Genomic DNA, 19,212 nt, shown 5'->3' on the forward strand with positions numbered 1-19,212 from the left:
ATTATAATAAATAATGAATAATACAAGATCCATAAAAAAGGCCAGCATAAGCTGACCTTTTTGACCCAAACAAAATACTCTAAATACTATACAACGCGCTCAATACGCGAGGCACAAAACTTGAACTCAGGGATTTTACCCACTGGGTCTAGTGCTGCGTTGGTGAGCATATTGGCAGAAGCTTCTACGTAGCAGAAGGGAATGAATATAACCCCTGATGGTACGTCGACGTCTTCACGGGCCATGATATCGATACTACCGCGGCGAGTAGACACACGGATCATGTCACCTGCTTTGGCGCCAATTTTAGCCAGCTCTTCACGGCTAAGTGTAGCCACTGCTTCTGGCTCTAGTGCATCAAGCACTTTTGAACGGCGAGTCATGGAGCCTGTGTGCCAATGCTCTAGCTGGCGGCCGGTAGTGAGAATAACGGGGTATTCATCATCTGGGCGCTCATCTGGCTCTACAATATCTGCAGCTACAAATTTGCCTCGACCACCTTCTATAGGGAAGCTGTCTATAAATACAATATCATTACCTGGGTGATCTTGCGCTGGGCAAGGATAAGTAACCGAGTGCTCCTTTTCTAGGCGCTCCCAAGACAGGTTATTTAAGCTTGGCATGGCTAGCTTCATTTCGGCAAACACATCCTTTGGATGGGTGTAGGTCCAGTTGAGGCCCATGCGGTTGGCTAGCTCTTGAATGATCCACCAGTCTTGACGTGCATCGCCAGGTGGCTTCACTGCTTGCCTACCCATTTGCACGGTGCGGTTGGTGTTTGAAGCTGTGCCGTCTTTCTCTGGCCATGCAGAGGCAGGCAGAACAACATCGGCATACATGGCCGTTTCTGTGACGTATAGGTCTTGCACCACCAAATGCTCAAGCTTAGCTAAAGCGCCACGAGCGTGGTGTAGATCTGGGTCTGACATGGCTGGGTTTTCACCTTCCACGTACATTCCCGTAACCGTGCCTTCGTGAATGGCGTTCATGGTTTCTACTACCGTAAGGCCTGGCTCATCAGAAAGCTGAGTGCCCCATAGGTCTTCAAACATGGCTTTAACGTTATCAACATTCACACTCTTATAATCTGGATACATCATGGGGATAAGCCCAGCATCAGATGCACCTTGCACGTTATTTTGTCCACGTAATGGGTGCAAGCCTGAACCTTCACGGCCAATTTGGCCTGTCATTAAAGCCACAGAGATCATAGCGCGACAGTTATCTGTGCCGTGGACGTGTTGTGACACACCCATGCCCCAGAAAATCATGGCGTTATTAGCTGTGGCATACAAACGTGCCACTTCACGAATAAGGTTTGCATCCACACCACAAATAAGCGACATGGCTTCAGGGGTGTAACGTTTTACATGCTCTTTAACCACATCAAAACCTGTGGTCATTTTATCAATGTAGGTTTGGTTGTAGAGCTCTTCTGTAACAATCACGTTCATGATGGCATTCCAGAAGCTTACATCGCTACCTGGCTTAAACTGAATCATGTGGCTGGCGTATTTTTTCATGGCTAGGCCACGAGGGTCTAGCACTACAATTTTAGTGCCATTTTTTGCCGCTTGCTTAAAGAAAGTAGCTGCTACGGGGTGGTTATTGGTGGGGTTGGCCCCGGTAATCACTACAACGTCTGCGTGCTTGGCTTGCATAAACGAAGCCGATACTGCACCTGACCCCAAACCTTCCAGCAACGCCATTACAGAGGAGGCATGGCATAAGCGGGTGCAATGGTCTACGTTGTTACTACCAAAGCCTGTGCGTACTAGCTTTTGAAATAAATAAGCTTCTTCGTTTGAACCTTTGGCACTACCAAAACCTGCAAGGGCTTTTTTGCCTTGATGATCTCTTATTTTAGTAAGGCCATTGGCCGCAAAATCTAGCGCCTCTTCCCAGCTTGCTTCACGAAAGTGAGTGAGCGGTTTTGCAGGGTCAAAGTCGTTATGAATGCCTTTTTGTGCGCCTTCAAGGCGAATCAATGGCTTGGTGATACGATCACCATGATGGATATAGTCTGAGCCAAAGCGACCCTTTACACACAAACGGCTTTGGTTGGCTGGGCCATCGCGGCCTTCCACATAAACAATGCGCTCGTCTTTCACATGGTAAGTGAGCTGGCAACCTACACCACAATACTGACACACACTGTCTACTTTGCGGTCAAAGTCTGCGCTGTCACCGATGCCTTCTTCACTAGTTACCGAGGCTGGCATTAAGGCACCCGTGGGGCATGCTTGCACACACTCACCACAGTTTACACAGGTAGAGTCACCCATAGGGTCGTCAAAATCGAATACTACTTTAGAGTCTGAGCCGCGATTAGCCATGCCAATCACGTCATTGACTTGCACTTCACGGCAAGCCATTACACATAAATTACAGTTGATACATGACTGCAAGTTAACCCGCATAGCCTTACTGCTGTTGTCTGCACAAGGCTTAATGGTGGTTTCAAAACGTGCTTGTGTAGCATCTACCGCCAATAAATCGGCCATAGCCCAAAAGTGCGAGCTTTTATCTGGAGATTCTTCACGTGCTGGCTGGTCTGTAGCTAAAAGCTCCAACACCATTTTACGTGACACTTGGGCACGATCAGATGTGGCACTAGTCACTACCATGCCTTCACTAGGTGAGCGCAAGCAAGAAGCGGCTAATACGCGCTCGCCTTCTATTTCTACCATACACGCGCGGCAGTTGCCGTCTGCGCGGTAGCCTGGCTCTGGCTTATAGCAAAGATGGGGAATGGTTTCACCCATACGCTTGGCCACTTGCCAAATGCTCTCGCCTGCTTTGGCAGTTACTTTTTCACCGTCTAGGGTGAAATTGATAATATCTTGGCTCATGATAAGTCTCCCACACTGGCAGACAGATCGGTGGCGATCAAATCAGCGTCAAAGTATTTAAATACGGTAGTGATAGGGTTTGAGGCGGCTTGGCCTAAACCACATATAGAAGCGTCGCACATGGCTTGGCTTAGCTGGGCCATTAGAGCTTGGTCCCAATCTGGGCGCTGCAACAGCTTCACCATTTTTTCAGTGCCCACTCGACACGGGGTGCACTGGCCACAACTTTCGTCTTCAAAAAACTTAAGCAAGTTCACCACTACATCACGCATGTTATCTTGGTCTGATAATACCACTACAGCCGCCGAACCAATAAAACAGCCATAAGGCTGAAGCGTGCCAAAATCTAAAGGAATATCGGCCATGCCCGCGGGCAATATGCCACCTGACGCACCCCCTGGAAGGTAGCCTTTAAACTCATGACCATCGGCTATGCCGCCGCAGTATTCATCCATAAGCTCTTGCATGGTGATACCTGCGGGTGCCAACTTAACCCCAGGGTTATTCACGCGGCCAGATACTGAAAAACTACGCAAACCTTGTGAACCATTGCGGCCTTGGCTAGAGAACCAGTCTGCGCCTTTGTCCATTAAGGTGCGTATCCAAAATACGGTTTCAATGTTGTTCACTAATGTAGGGCGGTTAAACAAACCTACCTGCGCTACAAAAGGCGGACGATGGCGAGGCAAGCCAGGCTTGCCTTCTAAAGATTCAATCATGGCTGATTCTTCACCACAAATATAAGCGCCTGCGCCACGGCGTAGGTGTATAAAGCCTTGTGGTGCTAAGCCTGCTGCTTCTACTTTGGCAATTTCTTCAAGTAAAATTTCACGGGCTGCTGGGTATTCGTCACGCAAATAAATATAGGCAGCATCTGCTTCTACAGCCCAAGCGCTGATTAAAGCGCCCTCAATAAAGCGATGTGGGTCTGTTTCTAAATACAAGCGGTCTTTAAAGGTGCCAGGCTCGCCTTCGTCGCCATTAATGGCTAGGTAGCGAGGCTTGGGCTCTTGGCGTACAAACTTCCACTTCATGTGGGTGGGGAAACCTGCCCCGCCTAGGCCTTTAAGGTTGGCATCTGCCAACACTTTTTGAATGTCTTCCCAAGAGTAATCTCCAGCTAAACATTTTTTCAATAAGGTGTAGCCGTCATCAGCTACATAGGCCTCAAAAGCCATGTAATCTGGAATATGTGGATGGAAGTGCTCTGCTTCTATAGCTGCCACTACTTTTGCTACATCGGCGTTGTCTACATGATAGTGGCCTACTTCGGCTACTGGTGCAGTGTCACAACGGCCCATGCATGGCGCGTTAAGAATGCGCACTTGGCTTGGGTCTGTGCCTGCTTCTAGCGCCGCTTTAAACTGCTGCGCGCCTGCAAGCTGACAGCTTAAGCTGTCGCACACACGCACGGTGACTGCTGCTGGTGGCGCTTCGTCTTCTTTAATAATGTCAAAGTGTGCGTAAAAAGAGGCACATTCATACACTTCTGCCATGGGGATATTCATTTCATGGGCTAAAGCGGCAAGGTGTGCTGCTGGAAGGTAGCCAACATCGTCTTGAATTAAGTGCAAGTATTCAACCAGCATGTCACGTTTAATAGGCTGGTCGCCCATAAGCTCACGCAAGTGGCCTAAGGTGTCTAAATTAACCTGGCGTCCACGCAAGTGAATACGGGATTTATTGCGGCCGGCGCCTGGGTGCAAACGCACCACATTGTCTTTGGTAGAATCAGCAGACATTTTGTTCTCTGTTTAACTTAAGTTCAAGGTGTAATGTAACGGTGCTTTTTATAAAACACTTTAGGGTGGCATGCCAATATTTAAAAGGGTTTACACCCAAAACAGGCACTTAAGATAGCCACTTAAAATATGCTCTACTATAGCATCCTAGTAATGGTGCCAGTATCCCAGTGCTAGAAATTGTCGCATATCTGAAAACGACATCATAGTTACACGAAAGCGCCTGTACCAAATTTCATTATCGCCATAGCGCACCTGCTTTTACCCACCCAAGCTGTCTATTGTTGCACTAGTCGCATAAGCACAAGGATGAGCGCATATAGCTGAATCTATTATGAGCAAAATACGGTATCCTATGGCCTCGAATATTTAATGAGTTATGCCGCCGTGTCTTTTGTCGACTTAATGCTTGATGAAGAGCTACTTCTTGCCCTTTCAGAACATGAATTTACCCAGCCTACTGCTATTCAACAACAAGCTATTCCACCTTTGTTGGAAGGCTCTAATGTATTAGCTTCGGCCCCCACTGGCACAGGTAAAACCCTGGCTTTTGTGTTGCCCGCATTACAACATATTTTAGACACGCCAAGACAAGAAGCCGGCACGCCAAAGGTGCTTATACTTAGCCCAACCCGCGAACTGGCTCGCCAAACCTATGACCAAATAGAGCAACTGGTAGCCAATAACCATTTAAAGTGCTGCCTTATTGTGGGCGGCGTGCCTTTTGGCATGCAAAAAGCCATGGTGGCCCAAACCATCGATGTGCTGGTAGCTACCCCTGGGCGTTTGCTAGAAATTGAAGAACACATGGCGCTGGATTTATCTCTAGTGACTGTGTTTGTAATAGACGAAGCGGATCGCATGTTGGACTTGGGCTTTATCCAGGCCATTCATCAAATTTCGGATATGTTGCCTTTAGAACGCCAAACTTCTATGTTTTCTGCCACGCTAGAAGGCGACAAGGTGCAAGCCTTTGCCCACGACTTGCTTTCTGATGATGCCGTGCAAGTGGCTGTGGAAGCACCGCGCCATGTGGCTAAAAAGATAAGCCAAGCGGTTTACCAAGCAGACAACGAACTACACAAAGAGCACTTACTTAAAGCCCTGCTGCGCCTACCAGAAGTAAAGCAAGCCATCGTGTTTGTAAACAGTAAAAAGCAAGTAGACACATGGCTTAAAGTGGTGCGCACCCTTGGCATTCAGTGCACAGGGCTACACGGCGACCTGCGCCAAAGTGACCGTAACCAACAGATTAAAGACATGCGCCGTGGCCGCACTAAAGTGCTGATTGCTACCGACGTGATGGCACGTGGTGTGGACCTACCCGGCCTAAGCCATGTAATAAACGTGCACATGCCAGAAAAGGCAGACAGCTATGTTCACCGTGCAGGCCGCACAGGCCGTGACGGCGAAGCAGGCAGCGTGTGGTCTATAGTAGATGCGATGGACTGGCCAAATCTAGGCCGCATAGAGCGCTATATTGGCAACCCTATTGAGCGTAAAGTATTCCCAGGCTTTTCACCTAAAAAAGAAGAGCCTGCGGTATTAAAAAAGGTGAAGCTTAAAAAGCCAAAGGTGTCTAAATCTGACAAAGCTAAGGCCGAGAAAGCAAAGGCTAAAAAGCTGAAGAAAAAGGGCTAGTGTGCTCATCACAAGCCTTTTTTAAAAGGCTTGTGATGATTTTAATCGTCAGATTCATACCCTGAGTTTTCTGGTGCGCTAATGCCTGCAGTGAACCACCGCGCCTTTTCGCTACAAAATATTTGAGCTTGAGGCGCTAATGACGGCTCTTCATCCAGACTACCTGCTGGCACTATTAAAGATTCACTACTTAGTGATTTATACGGCAAACCAGAGCCACATTGGCTGCAAAATACTTTTGTAAATTCCCCTTCTTTGTGGTCAAAACGAACTGTTTTATCCAAGCCACTTAGCCATTTAATATGCTCTATTGTGGTGAATAAGTTAGATGCATGGGATGAGCCAGACACCTTGCGACATTGTATGCAATGGCAAAAGTAAAACTTATCAAAGCTATCGTTTACGACAAACTTTACAGCGCCACATAGGCAACCACCTAAAATTTTACGGCTCATGTTGATTCCTTTTGCAGGGTTAAAATGAGAGATGAAGCCCTGTTAAGAGTTTACAAGGCCTTTTATAACATCTATTTGCTTTTGTTGGTCTCCTCATACATTGCATTGTAACTAATTGGCGTGCCTATTAACGTGGGTGTGCATCAAGTTAAGCCTTCACAACTATTACATTTCAGATCACCCACCCATTGCAGTGACCGTTCATACTCTACAATTTTCATAAAATTAACATTTAACCTTTAGTGCAACATAACAGCCCATTTAAGAGGCCTAACGGCTCTCTAATAACAAAAGCCTGCTTTACTGTATGAATCACCAAACCCATAAGCCTATTGTGGTTGATACGCTCTATCTTATATTAAATGAGCTTTAGTAATGATTAAGAAAAGCAAACTCAGCATCAATTTAAATTAAGAAACGTAAACCCACAATCATAAATGTGAAATACGGCTTTATTATATGGCCTTACTATTTGCTTTATTAATTTTTTATCATTAAATGAAGGTGCGTTCTTTTGCGGTGCAGGTGTATTTTCTTTGTTAAAGCTCTTTTATTATGATGTACGGTAATGCTGCACTTAAATGGAGTATACAGTGAATGGCATCAGCATAAATAGATTTAGAGAACACATAAAAAGCTTTGTAGGACAGGTGATTCGTGAACACTCGCCTTTAAAGCTAACTCGTAAAAGTGGGGATGAGTTTGTGATGTTAAGTGGTGATGACTGGTATTTGAAGCCAATACATGGGCACAAAGATAAAACAATGCACACAGCTCTTTGCCATATTTTAAAGGAAATGCTCAGAGGCGACCCTAGTAAAGACAAAGGAATACCTGAACAATTAAAGCATAAACTTACAATTTTATGATCTTGTCGTTTAACACAAAAAGATAGGCTCATTTATAAATTTGATGACACTTCAATTTATATCTTTGCTATCGTTGGGCATTAAACGACTAGCTGATTACACTTACACATTAGGACTCTACCCTCAAAAAACACAATATTAAGAACAGGAGCAAGACATTAATGCAACGCATAGCACTCTCAAAAGATTTAGAGTTAAGCCAAATTATCTACGGCATGTGGCGTTTGGGGGATGATAGCGATACCTCCCCTAATGCTGTGCAAGCCAAAATAGAAGCCTGCTTAGAACAAGGTATCACATCTATAGACCAAGCAGACATTTACGGCGGCTATGCTGCTGAAGCAATACTTGGTAAGTGTTTTGCTGCTGCTTCACATTTGCGAGAGAAGGTAGAGATCATTACCAAGTGCGACATTGTAGCACCAGTGGGCAGATATGAGAGCGCTCGGGTGAAGTATTATGACACTTCATCTGGGCATATTAAGTATTCAGTAGAGTGCTCCTTAACACACATGAAAATAGACCATATTGACTGTTTATTAGTCCATCGCCCAGACCCCTTGATGGATCATGAAGACACTGGACGCGCATTAGATGATTTAGTGCGCTCTGGCAAAGTAGGATCTGTAGGTGTTTCAAACTTCAAACCCCATGATTGGAGCTTGCTGCAATCAGCCATGAGTAACAAATTGGTCACCAACCAAATTGAGCTTAGTGTGGCGGAAACTAGCGCTTTAACCAATGGTGACATTGCCTTTTTACAAGAAAATAAAATTAGCCCTATGGCTTGGTCTCCTCTTGGTGGTGGCTCATTATTTAATGCTAAGGATGATAAAAGCAAAGCCATTCTTAGCTGTCTCACCCACATTGCCAATGAACAAAACACCACTGCCGATGCAGTCGCTATTGCGTGGCTATTAAAGCATCCATGCAACGTTTTACCTGTAATGGGTACCAACAACCTAAGTCGTATTAAATCATTATCTAATGCATTTAAGGTAAGCCTTGATCGTCAGGCATGGTTTGAGATTTACACCGCCTCCCTTGGCCAGGAAGTCGTTTAATATGATGGAAGAGAAAATGATCCAAACAACCCTTGATAATCAAAAATAATTTAGAAATGCCCTAGGGAAATTTGCTACGGGCGTCACTGTAATTACAGCCCATGACAACCAAAATCCAGTGGGCATGACTGTCAATGCATTTGCTTCGGTTTCATTAGACCCTGCTTTAATTTTATGGTCTGTAGCCAACAAGTCTGGCAACAAAGATTTGTTTTGTAATGCAGCCCTTTTTGCAGTGCATGTGTTGGCAGAAGACCAAGCTGATCTAGCATTAAAGTTTGCCAAAGACTCAAGCACATTTGAAGAAGGCCAATGGCATTTCGACAGTAATCATTTACCCATTTTACACAAGGCCATAGCAAGGTTTGAATGCAGCATACACACCACTTTCGATGGCGGTGACCACACTATAATTATTGGTAAAGTAGAGCAGTTCACACATAACCAGGGCAAGCCATTGATGTTTGCTGGAGGCCAGTTTGGTAAATTCTCTCAATAGCTTACTTACAATCCACCTACTTTAAGCACAGAATAGCGTGAAGTTTAGTTAAGCGATTTACGGCTAAAGGCGGTTAGCATTGCCTGCAAGGCTGCTGCTGTGGTGTCTTCTGCTTGCGCTATGCCATGCAATACCACACCATTCACACGCACTTCCATACACGCTAATGCTTGCGCATCAGTGCCACTGCTAAGTGCATGCTGGTCAAACTGTGTCACTTCTAAATCACACCCATGATGCACACTCAATGCATCACTTAAGGCTTCTATAGCGCCTGCACCATGGCCAGACAATAAGGTTTGTCCTACTGTAAAGCTGGCTTTAATTTCTTGACCATTGTCCTTAGTGCTTTGAGCCTGAATACTATAATCTTGTAACTGCCATGACGCTTGCACATCTACAAAATGGTTTTGGTACAAGGTTTTGATATGTTTAGATGACACTTCAGCCCCTGATGCCTCTGTGGCTTTTTGTATCACTGTACTTACCGCCGGATGCATCCACTTAGGTAGTTCAATACCGTAATCTCGCTCTAGCACTAACGCCACGCCACCTTTGCCACTTTGGCTATTAATACGCACTACAGCTTCATATTCACGGCCAATGTCACGTGGGTCTATGGGTAGATATGCCACGTCCCAGTGAGTTTTGTTATGGGTTTTATGATAAGCCACAGATTTACGGATAGCGTCTTGATGGCTGCCTGAAAAAGCGGTGTAAACTAGCTCACCAGCCCATGGATGGCGTGGAGACACTGCGATTTCAGTACAACTTTCAACCACTTCAATAATTTCTAATACATTGCCTAGGTCTAGCATGGGGTCCATGCCTTGAGAGTACAAGTTCATGGCCATAGTAATAACGTCCATATTACCTGTACGCTCACCGTTGCCCATCAAAGTGCCTTCCACACGATCAGCTCCAGCTAAAATACCTAACTCTGCCGCAGCTACTGCACAGCCTCGGTCGTTGTGTGTATGCAAGCTGATGGTCACATCTTTACGATGCTGTAAATGGCGACAAAAATATTCAATCTGATCGGCAAACAAATTAGGCGTAGAAAGCTCTACAGTGGAGGGTAAGTTAATAATCAATTCACGACCATTGTTGGGTAGCCATTGCTTAATAACGGCGTCACACACTTCTACAGCGTAATCCATTTCTGTGCCGGTAAAGCTTTCTGGTGAATACTCAAAACCCCATTGGGTGTCTGGATAGTTATTTGCGTATTGTTGCACCCATTTGGCGCCTTGGACGGCAATGGCTTTAATACCTGCTTCTGGTAAGCCAAACACTTGTTCACGCTGCACTGTAGAGGTGGAATTATAAACGTGCACTATGGCTTTTTTAACACCATCCAAGGCTTCGTAGGTCTTTTTAATTAACTCTTCACGAGCCGGCGTAAGCACTTGCAGAGTCACATCTTCTGGCACACGACCTTCTTCGATCAACATACGTACAAAATCAAAGTCTGGCACTGAGGCTGACGGAAAACCCACCTCTATTTGCTTAAACCCAAGCTTTACCAACAACTCAAACATACGTAGCTTTTGTTGCCCGTTCATCGGGTTTACCAATGCCTGGTTACCATCACGTAAATCCACACTACACCACATTGGTGCTTTTTCTATCGATTTGCTTGGCCATGTGCGATCTGGCAAAGGCGTGGCTTGAAATGGCTGATATTTAAGGTGGTTAAAGGTGTGATCAAACATAATGGTGCTCAAATTAACTTATTTGAACTAGTGTATATCCAAGCGTGCGCAATAGCTTATTTATTTTGGCTTAAATTTGACATTATTAGCAATAATTCATAACATAAAAATGAATATACGAAATTTATTTGCCGAAAAACTCATTTAAGCAGCTACTATGACCACATTAGACCGATTCGACCTTGCTATATTACGCAATCTACAAGATAACGGCAGCCTATCAAACCAAGAATTAGCTGAGCGGGTGGGCCTTACAGCTGCACCCTGCTCTAGGCGGGTAAAACAGCTAGAAGACACTGGGGTGATTCGTGATCGTGTGGTGCGTATCAATGACAGAGCTGTGAATCTTAACCTCACGGCAATATTGCATATTATTATGGACAAACATATTCCTGAACGCTTTGATGAATTTGAACTTGCTGTGTCGCAGCTACCAGAGGTGATGGAGTGCTATTTAATCACCGGGCACGAAGCTGACTATCAGCTTAAAGTGGTGGTGCCTGACATGGATCGATACCACGATATTCTGTTAGGGAAAATCACCAAAATTAAAGGTGTAAGCGGTGTGAAGTCTGCGTTTGTTATGCGCAAGGTACTAGACAGCACAGCACTGCCTTTGGGCTATGTAAAGGCTTAGCTGTTATTTGCTACGAGACTAGAAACTAAAATGGCTAATGAGAAGCTTTGCGCCAGCTCAGTGCTGCTAGCGCCTCTTGAAGCTGTTGCAATGGCCACTGCTGCTCCAATGCCTCAAGTAATATATCACGCCCACTTAAAGGCTTTAAACTTGCCCCTGGTGCATCTCGATCCATATTACTAGAAAACGGATAACTGTCACTTAAAGCTGTGGCTACAGCTGATAACTCATCACTACTTAGCTTGGTTTTACTTAGGTCGTCATAACAAGCAAGCTGCATGCGTTGCTGGTCAATAGATTCCATCGCTTTGCCAAAGGCAGAAGAAATCTGCAACAGGTTTGCCATACGCTGCACATCTTTTGATATATTTGCGCCAGCACCATGCATTAACGCAGGATTAAAAAATAGTCCATCGCCTTTTTTAAGAGGTATCTGCACTGCATGTTCTGCAAAATAGGCTTTAAATTCAGGGTTGCGATACAAACCATAGCCTTGTTCATAACGCTGGGAGTAGGGTAATAATAATGTAGGGCCAGATTCCACCGGCATATCAATATGGGCCACTGCACCTTGCAAGGTGAGCATGGACGACATCACTTGCACATGCAGTGGGTAACGTTTCACCTGTTCATCATTGGTGAATCCAAGATGATAATCACGATGAGGTTGCTGAGACGCACCTCCTGGATGCACTAGATTCACTTGTGAGGTAATTTGGTAATCAGGCCCAAGCCACGCCGTGCATATATCAGCCAATAGTGGGTTTTTATAATAGCTAATAAACGCTGCGGCATTATTCACTGCCATTTTTTCTAAACAATTCCACACACGGCTGTTAGCGCCTGAAGCAGCAAAGTGATCTGCTAAGTTATGCTCTGTTTGGTTTTGCTCATGCATTAAGTCATAAAAAACCTGTGTAGCAGCATCCACTGTGGGCATGTGGTCAAAGAGCTTGCGCACGATGAACACTCCTGCACCATGCTGCCAACAGTGTACCCACTGGGCGCTCACTATGGCTTTATCTTGAGCATTTAAACCACGTAATTGATCACCATCAAAAACAGGGATTTGCTGTTGAAAATCTACTGCATGGGGGTAATCTTTAAGCTGATTTTTAGGCTCTAGGCTTGCCACAAAGGCGTTCATGCTGGTCATATTTTTCACCTCACTGTGCACTGCTTACTGCTAAAATCTAGCAATTTAGTCTATTTCACTCAACAACACTGTGCGCTTTTGCGCCACCGATAAAAGAGCCGCTTCTGCCAAACGCAAAGATTGCAAGCCATCCTCCATATTTGGTAACACCACATCAACACCTTTAATAGCAGATATAAACCCACCCATTTCAGATTGATAAGCGTGTTCATAGCGCTCTAAGAAAAAGTGTAACGGCTTAGCACTATTCACCCCGTCTTGGGTGTAGCTTGTTAGAGTATGTTCGTTCACATTAGTTGCGGTTAACATGCCTAAGCTGCCATGCACTTCAATACGCTGGTCATAGCCAAAGCTAGCCCTGCGGCTATTGGATATTTGGGCTAATTTACCAGATTTTGTGCGCAGCATTACCAAGGCGGTATCCACGTCTCCAGCTTCACCAATAGCGCCATCCACCAAACACGAGGCTTGTGCAGACACCTCTACCACTTCTTCACCTAACAAAAACCGCGCCATATCGAAATCATGAATGGTCATGTCACGAAACAATCCACCAGACACCTTAATATAGTCCACAGGCGGTGGTGAAGGGTCTTTTGATATCACACTCACCATTTCTACCTCACCTACGTCACCTGCCGCTATGCGCTGCTGTAGCAAGGCAAAGTTGGGATCAAAACGGCGATTAAACGCAAGCATAGATATGATTTTGCTCGCTTTAACTTTATCCACAACTTGTTGCACACGAGGCAAAGATAAGTCGATGGGTTTTTCACAAAACACATGTTTTCCACAAGCCACCGCTTGCTCTATTAAATCGGCATGGGTGTCTGTGGCCGAGCACACCAAAATACCATCGATGGATGGGTCTGCAAAGATCTCTTGCGGTGTCATCTGCACGCAACCCAAAGCTTGGCTAAGCTCATCAGCATTAGGTTGATATGGATCATATAAGGCCACCAACTTAGCATCTGGATGGAGCATCACATTGCGTCCATGTATTTTTCCTATGCGCCCTGCACCAAATAATGCTAGCTTTACCATGGTATTTTCCTTAATCAACAATTGAGTAGCCTGCATTTAAAGCAGCTTTTTGTAAGGCTTTATAACCCATACATGCATATTCGTATGGATTGGCTTTGGCTGGATCTTGCTCGGCTTCTACGATCACCCAACCTTCATAATTTTTGTCGGCTAAGGCTTGCATAAAACGACCATAATCAATCATACCGTCACCTGGCACAGTGAATATGCCACGTAATACACAGTCTAAAAATGAGTCTTTAGTCCGATCTACACCAGCCATAATGTCTTGACGAATATCTTTTGTATGTACATGGTTAATACGGTGTCCGTAACGATCTACCACACCCAATAAATCGCCACCACCAAACACTAGGTGTCCTGTATCTACCAATAAACCCACAGCATCACCTGTGTTTTGCATTACTAAGTCTAGCTCGCGTTCAGTTTCAACACCGGTACCCATGTGGTGATGAAATGACAAAGGTACCCCTTCACTGGCGCAATACTGCGCTACTTTGGTCAGGCGTTCGCCATAGGCTACAAAATCGGCTTCGGGTAAGGTAGGTTTGTTACACAAAGGCGCATTACGCACATTTTGTACGGTTTCAAAAGTTTCTCCATACACCAAAACAGCTGCACCTAAGTCGCGAAATAGCTCCAACTGAGGCTTTATATTTTCAATCTCTTGCTCAGCACTAATGCTTAACAACTGGCCAGAATACCAACCTGACACTAGTTTCAAATCATGCTCTTTGAGCACTTTTTTTAGACTCGCAGCATCTTTGGGGAATTTACCACCTGTTTCTGTGCCTGTGAAACCAGCTAAGCGAGTTTCACGTAAACATGTTTCTAACGATGTTTCTCCACCTAATTCTGGCAAATCATCATTGCTCCAAGAAATGGGGGACATTCCAAATTTTAAGTTCATTAGCGTTTCTCTCACTTGTCTATTTTTTTTCCAACATCCATTCATGTGCTGGATCATTAAAAAAGTGCCATTGCCTTGTAGGCCCGGCCATCACATTTAAGTAGTAACTTGTATAACCATGTGGCACCCCTACTGGGTGGTAGCCTTTAGGCACCAGCACTACATCCCTATCTTGCGCAGAGAGGGTCTCATCTAAACTACGATCGTCGGTATATACACGTTGGTGTGCATAGCCAGATGGCGGATTTAGTCGATGATAATAAGTTTCTTCTAATAAGGTTTCTTCTGGGCTTGCGTCCCTATCGTGCTTATGTGGCGGATAAGATGACCAATGACCAGACGGAGTGATCACTTCAACCACTAACAAGCTATCTGCAGCTTGGGTTTCTGGCAAAATATTACGCACATATCTAGTATTGGTAGTTTGCCCTCTTACTTCTTGTGACATGGTGTTTGGGTCTATTAATCGTGCTTCACCATTACTGCCGTGCTTACCTTGCCCTGGTGCACTGCACACTGCCACTTCGATTGCATCTTGGGCCTCTATTGTCACCATTTCACTGGCTGGCACATAAACCGCTCCTGGCGGTTGGTCAACAAACACACTAGTGCGCCCACCGACCTTAAGCCAGGTTTGTTCACCCACGGTGATATTGGCAGTGCCTGTCAATATCACGATACATAGCTCTCGCCCTTGTTGTTGGCATTCTAGGGTTTGCCCTTGTGCTAAATCGTGTACTGAAAAGCCTACATAACTCCAACCCGCAGATTGTGGCGTCACTTGATGCACTTGGCTTTGAGCTGCGGGTTTAATTAATAGTTTTGACATCGTTTAGTAGCCCCTGTGCGCAATGCGCTTTTGTGTCCACTGCTGGTGTTGATCCACAACCTCTTCACGAGTAGAGACTTCTGGCACTTCTACTTCCCAATAAGCCCCACCTGGTGAATTAATAAGCGGATCTGTATCAATCACGACTACACTTACACCCAAGCGTTTACGCGCCTCTTGTACAGCTTGTTTTAGTCCACCTATATCATCAACATGCACTGCATGTGCACCCATTGACCGAGCGTGGCCAGCGAAATCAATCTGTGCCAGTCCTTTATTATAGGTATCTTTTAATAAGTTATTAAAGTTGGCGCCACCTGTGGCCATTTGCAAACGGTTAATACAACTAAAGCCTTCGTTGTCTAATACTACGATAGTAAGCTGCAAACCCATGCTCACAGCAGTGGCTATATCAGAGTTCATCATCATGTAAGAGCCATCACCTACCATCACCACCACGTCACGCTCTGGACAGGCTAATTTGGCGCCTACACCACCACAAATTTCGTAGCCCATACACGAATAACCATACTCCAAGTGGTAACCACCCACTTGTTGTGCGCGCCAATGTTTATGAAGCTCTGCTGGTAAACTACCTGCTGCAGCAACCACTACGGCATTGTCATCTACACTTGCATTTACAGCGGCAATCACCTGTGCATCTGAAGGTATGGTTTTATCATCTGCTGCAGGTAATATATCTTCGCAAATTTTAGCCCATGAAGAGATCCCTGCATGGCTTGTTTGCTGCCAAGCAGCTGGACTGACATAGTTACCAAGCTTTGATGATAATAACTCAAGGCCCAATTTAGCATCACTTAACAAGCTTTGAGCACGAAATTTAATAGCGTCCATAGGTTGCACATTAAGTTGGATGACTTGGCCTGTAAATAAGGTATTGGAGCCTGAAATAAAGTCTTGTAAGCGGGTTCCCACTGCCAACACCACGTCTGCATTAGCTGCCAAATCATTCGCACTATCTACACCTGTGACACCTACGGCGCCGGCATTTAACGGGTCGCTAGCCAGCATTGAAGATTTACCTGCTTGGGTTTCAATCACTGGGATTTGATGGCGCTTGGCAAATGCTTGTAGCTGGTTTTCTGCCATTGAGTAACGCACACCGCCACCTGCGACAATGACAGGTTTTTTAGCAGCCAGTAACGTGTTTACCGCTTGGCTTAATTCATATTCATCTGGGCCTTGGCGACGTAATCTCCATACACGTTTTTCAAAAAAATATTCTGGAAAATCAAATGCTAAAGACTGCACGTCTTGGCAAAGGCTAATGGTTGCTGGCCCACATAAAGCAGGATCTGTAAGTGCAACCATTGCTTTTGGCAGGGCTTGTATTAACTGCTCAGGACGGGTGATACGATGAAAGTATCGGCTGACTGGTCGCAAAGAATCATTCACGGTGCTGCTACCGTCTGCAAAGTTTTCAGATTGCTGCAACACTGGGTCTGGCTGTCCAGAAGCAAAAACATCGCCAGGCACCAGCAATACAGGCAAGCGATTAACATAAGCCACGCCTGCTGCAGTAACCAAGTTTGTAGCTCCAGGGCCGAGGGATGTGGTGGCCACCATCGCTTGCTGGCGTTGGCGCGCTTTAGCAAATGCAATCGCTGCCAATGCCATAGATTGTTCATTATGCCCACGAAATGTAGGCAATTGATCTTTGACTTGATACAAAGCCTCACCAACACCTGCCACGTTGCCATGGCCAAAGATAGCCCATACTCCAGCAAAAAAAGGCATTTCTTCGCCATTACCAAGCTTTGTATGTTGGTTTATCAAAAAACGAGTGAGTGCTTGGGCAGCAGTTAATCTAATAGTGCGTGTGGTTGTAGACATAGCAAGTTACTCTTTATATTACTTTTGAGCTTGGGCATTATCCCAAGCAGCAATGATTAATCGGTATTTTTGGGCCATTAATTCAATGGCCTGGGCATCGTTAAGCTCTCCTTGCAACCAGCTTTGTGCAGCTTGTGCAAACAGTGTACGACCAATCGCAAAACCTTTAACCCAAGGTTGCTTAGCCGCTGCCAAAAATGCTTCTTCAATCTGCTGGATAGTGCTGTTTAAACCTAACACGATAATACCTTGGCAATAAATATCGTTTTGATCAATGATCTGACCTACTTTATCCCAGTATGTATTTTCTAATGCTGGCTCTAGTTTCCACCAGTCTGGCTTAACACCTAGATCATAAAAGTGCTGCATAATTGGCGCCACTTGCTCAAAGGCTGGAACGCCACCATCACGGGCGGTAATTATTTCTAACAACCATTGGTGCCCAGTAAAGCGACAGGCTTTATCTAGCTTTAGGATCAGCTGTTCATGGTGTTTACGGGTTTGTTCATCATCATCCAACCGATAAGGGCACAATACTTTAACGGTTTGATTAAGTGGCCAATCAAACAGATGTTCTACTATGTCACCTTGCGCTTCTAGTTGCAGAGGAAACTCACCTGAGGCTTCTATAGGCCTACCTATCCATGCCTTGGTACTGGTAATTTGATGCAATGCCGCACGCCCTGTTTTGTCATCTACTAGCATGCCAAAACCTTTATCTTCCCCTGCTTCTTGTTGTGCAGCCTGCACCGCGAGAAGCTTAAATTTAGCAACATCAGCCAAAGATTTGCCAGCAGCTTTAGCCCATTTTATAAACTGGTGGCGGTGATCAATGGCAAAGGCTGCCAAACGTGTATATTCTTTATTTCGATTAGTAGTGCGATGGATATGATTTAATACGGGGTCAAAACGCAGTGATCTGTGCTCACTACCATGAGCCAAGAAATACTCTAATTCTTGCCATGAAGGCACTGCTGGAGAACAGCCATGGCGCGAAACCGCGAAAGCGCCGCAAGCATTTGCGTAAGCGCAACTTGTAGGCCAGTCTTCACCGCCTAACCAACCGCGCAATAAACCAGACATAAAGGCATCGCCAGCACCTAATACATTATAAACTTCCACTTCAAAACCTGGTCCTTTTGCGCCAGATTGCCAACCATTAATATGTTTTTCAAATACCCGACAGCCTAATGCCCCACGCTTACACACCAATGTTGCCTTAGACATGCTGCGCACTATAGCTAAAGCCTCAAGGCTATCCTCACTCCCAGCAGCAATATGAAACTCTTCTTCAGTACCTACAATAAGGTCTATATCAGGTAAGAATGCCTGTACATGCTCACTCACATTTTTATCAGCAATAAATCGACTTTCACCATTACCATGACCAGCCAAACCCCAAAGATTGGGCCTGTAATCAATATCTAGTACCACTTGCGTGCCATGTTTTTTGGCCAACGCTATCGCTTTGCGACTTGCCGCAGCTACTTTAGGCGTACTTAAATGAGTGCCTGATAGAAGTAACGCTTTACTTTTTTTAATAAGGTTTTCATCAATGTCATCTTCACACAAAGCCATATCGGCACAATCTTCACGGTAAAAAATAAGAGGAAATTGTGTCTCGTCTTGAATGCCTAAAATCACCAAAGCACTTAAACGCTGAGGGTCAGTTTTCACTCCTTGCACATCCACGCCTTCAGCTTGCATAGTTTGGCGTATAAAACGCCCCATATGCTCATCACCTACCCTTGTGATCATGGCTGATTTAAGCCCCAAGCGCGCAGTGCCTATGGCGGTATTAGCAGGACTGCCGCCCACATACTTGGCAAAACTACCCATATCTTCTAAGCGACCACCAACCTGCTGACCATATAGATCAACACTAGAACGACCAAAACACACTAAATCCAAACTCTTATGTTCCATATTTAAACCTAAACGAAAT

15 protein-coding genes are annotated in these 19,212 nt (G+C 45.2%); 5 read left to right on the top strand and 10 right to left on the bottom strand.

Features of this window, described 5'->3' with window-relative positions; genetic code table 11:
• Positions 1-86 precede the first annotated feature (86 nt).
• Together fdhF and ABXT42_RS08075 are read right to left on the bottom strand one after the other, a co-directional pair.
• The gene (fdhF, locus tag ABXT42_RS08070) at positions 87-2,852 is read right to left on the bottom strand and encodes a formate dehydrogenase subunit alpha (protein WP_443627638.1); all 2,766 of its coding nucleotides are present in this window, start codon (positions 2,850-2,852) and stop codon (positions 87-89) included.
• A complete protein-coding gene (locus ABXT42_RS08075; protein ID WP_443627639.1) occupies positions 2,849-4,594 on the bottom strand; it encodes an NAD(P)H-dependent oxidoreductase subunit E in 1,746 nt (581 codons plus the stop codon). Before ABXT42_RS08075 ends, fdhF begins: the two co-directional genes overlap by 4 nt.
• A 372-nt stretch (positions 4,595-4,966) precedes the next feature.
• Here ABXT42_RS08075 and ABXT42_RS08080 point away from each other — a divergent pair, with 372 nt between their 5' ends.
• Positions 4,967-6,235, top strand: a complete 1,269-nt coding sequence (locus ABXT42_RS08080) for a DEAD/DEAH box helicase (RefSeq protein ID WP_443627640.1) — start codon at positions 4,967-4,969, stop codon at positions 6,233-6,235.
• Positions 6,236-6,276: 41 nt separating this feature from the next.
• Here ABXT42_RS08080 and ABXT42_RS08085 read toward each other — a convergent pair whose 3' ends face one another.
• Complete coding sequence (locus ABXT42_RS08085) at positions 6,277-6,690, bottom strand: GFA family protein (RefSeq protein ID WP_443627641.1); 414 nt, start codon at positions 6,688-6,690, stop codon at positions 6,277-6,279.
• A gap of 593 nt (positions 6,691-7,283) precedes the next feature.
• Here ABXT42_RS08085 and ABXT42_RS08090 point away from each other — a divergent pair.
• The 3 genes from ABXT42_RS08090 to ABXT42_RS08100 all read left to right on the top strand — a co-directional run bounded on the left by ABXT42_RS08090 (position 7,284) and on the right by ABXT42_RS08100 (position 9,122).
• Complete coding sequence (locus ABXT42_RS08090; protein WP_443627642.1) at positions 7,284-7,559, top strand: type II toxin-antitoxin system Phd/YefM family antitoxin; 276 nt, start codon at positions 7,284-7,286, stop codon at positions 7,557-7,559.
• A gap of 161 nt (positions 7,560-7,720) precedes the next feature.
• A complete protein-coding gene (locus ABXT42_RS08095) occupies positions 7,721-8,623 on the top strand; it encodes an aldo/keto reductase (protein WP_443627643.1) in 903 nt (300 codons plus the stop codon).
• 124 nt (positions 8,624-8,747) lie between these two features.
• A complete protein-coding gene (locus ABXT42_RS08100; protein ID WP_443627644.1) occupies positions 8,748-9,122 on the top strand; it encodes a flavin reductase family protein in 375 nt (124 codons plus the stop codon).
• Between the two features lie 44 nt (positions 9,123-9,166).
• Here ABXT42_RS08100 and ABXT42_RS08105 read toward each other — a convergent pair whose 3' ends face one another.
• The gene (locus ABXT42_RS08105) at positions 9,167-10,837 is read right to left on the bottom strand and encodes a 2-isopropylmalate synthase (RefSeq protein ID WP_443627645.1); all 1,671 of its coding nucleotides are present in this window, start codon (positions 10,835-10,837) and stop codon (positions 9,167-9,169) included.
• Positions 10,838-10,994: 157 nt separating this feature from the next.
• On the opposite strand from ABXT42_RS08105, the gene ABXT42_RS08110 reads away from it, so the two are divergent.
• Positions 10,995-11,474 (top strand): Lrp/AsnC family transcriptional regulator, encoded by a 480-nt coding sequence (locus ABXT42_RS08110; RefSeq protein ID WP_443627646.1) that lies wholly within the window; start codon positions 10,995-10,997, stop codon positions 11,472-11,474.
• Between the two features lie 34 nt (positions 11,475-11,508).
• Here ABXT42_RS08110 and ABXT42_RS08115 read toward each other — a convergent pair whose 3' ends face one another.
• Genes ABXT42_RS08115 through ABXT42_RS08140 form a run of 6 tightly spaced genes read right to left on the bottom strand, consistent with a single transcriptional unit; the run spans position 11,509 to position 19,193 of the window.
• Positions 11,509-12,630 (bottom strand): phytanoyl-CoA dioxygenase family protein, encoded by a 1,122-nt coding sequence (locus ABXT42_RS08115; protein ID WP_443627647.1) that lies wholly within the window; start codon positions 12,628-12,630, stop codon positions 11,509-11,511.
• A 45-nt stretch (positions 12,631-12,675) separates the two neighbouring features.
• A complete protein-coding gene (gene iolG / locus ABXT42_RS08120) occupies positions 12,676-13,674 on the bottom strand; it encodes an inositol 2-dehydrogenase (protein ID WP_443627648.1) in 999 nt (332 codons plus the stop codon).
• Between the two features lie 10 nt (positions 13,675-13,684).
• Positions 13,685-14,584, bottom strand: coding sequence for a myo-inosose-2 dehydratase (iolE, locus tag ABXT42_RS08125; RefSeq protein WP_443627649.1), 900 nt, complete (start codon positions 14,582-14,584; stop codon positions 13,685-13,687).
• 19 nt (positions 14,585-14,603) lie between these two features.
• On the bottom strand, positions 14,604-15,413 hold the full coding sequence (iolB, locus tag ABXT42_RS08130; RefSeq protein ID WP_443627650.1) for a 5-deoxy-glucuronate isomerase: 810 nt from the start codon (positions 15,411-15,413) through the stop codon (positions 14,604-14,606).
• 3 nt (positions 15,414-15,416) lie between these two features.
• Entirely contained in the window at positions 15,417-17,267 is a 1,851-nt protein-coding gene (gene iolD, locus ABXT42_RS08135) for a 3D-(3,5/4)-trihydroxycyclohexane-1,2-dione acylhydrolase (decyclizing) (RefSeq protein WP_443627651.1), read from the bottom strand.
• 18 nt (positions 17,268-17,285) lie between these two features.
• On the bottom strand, positions 17,286-19,193 hold the full coding sequence (locus tag ABXT42_RS08140; RefSeq protein WP_443627652.1) for a bifunctional 5-dehydro-2-deoxygluconokinase/5-dehydro-2-deoxyphosphogluconate aldolase: 1,908 nt from the start codon (positions 19,191-19,193) through the stop codon (positions 17,286-17,288).
• Between the last annotated feature and the right edge of the window lie 19 nt (positions 19,194-19,212).

The organism is Candidatus Njordibacter sp. Uisw_002, assembly GCF_047730155.1.
In the GTDB taxonomy this organism is placed as follows: Bacteria; Pseudomonadota; Gammaproteobacteria; order Pseudomonadales; family Balneatricaceae; genus Njordibacter.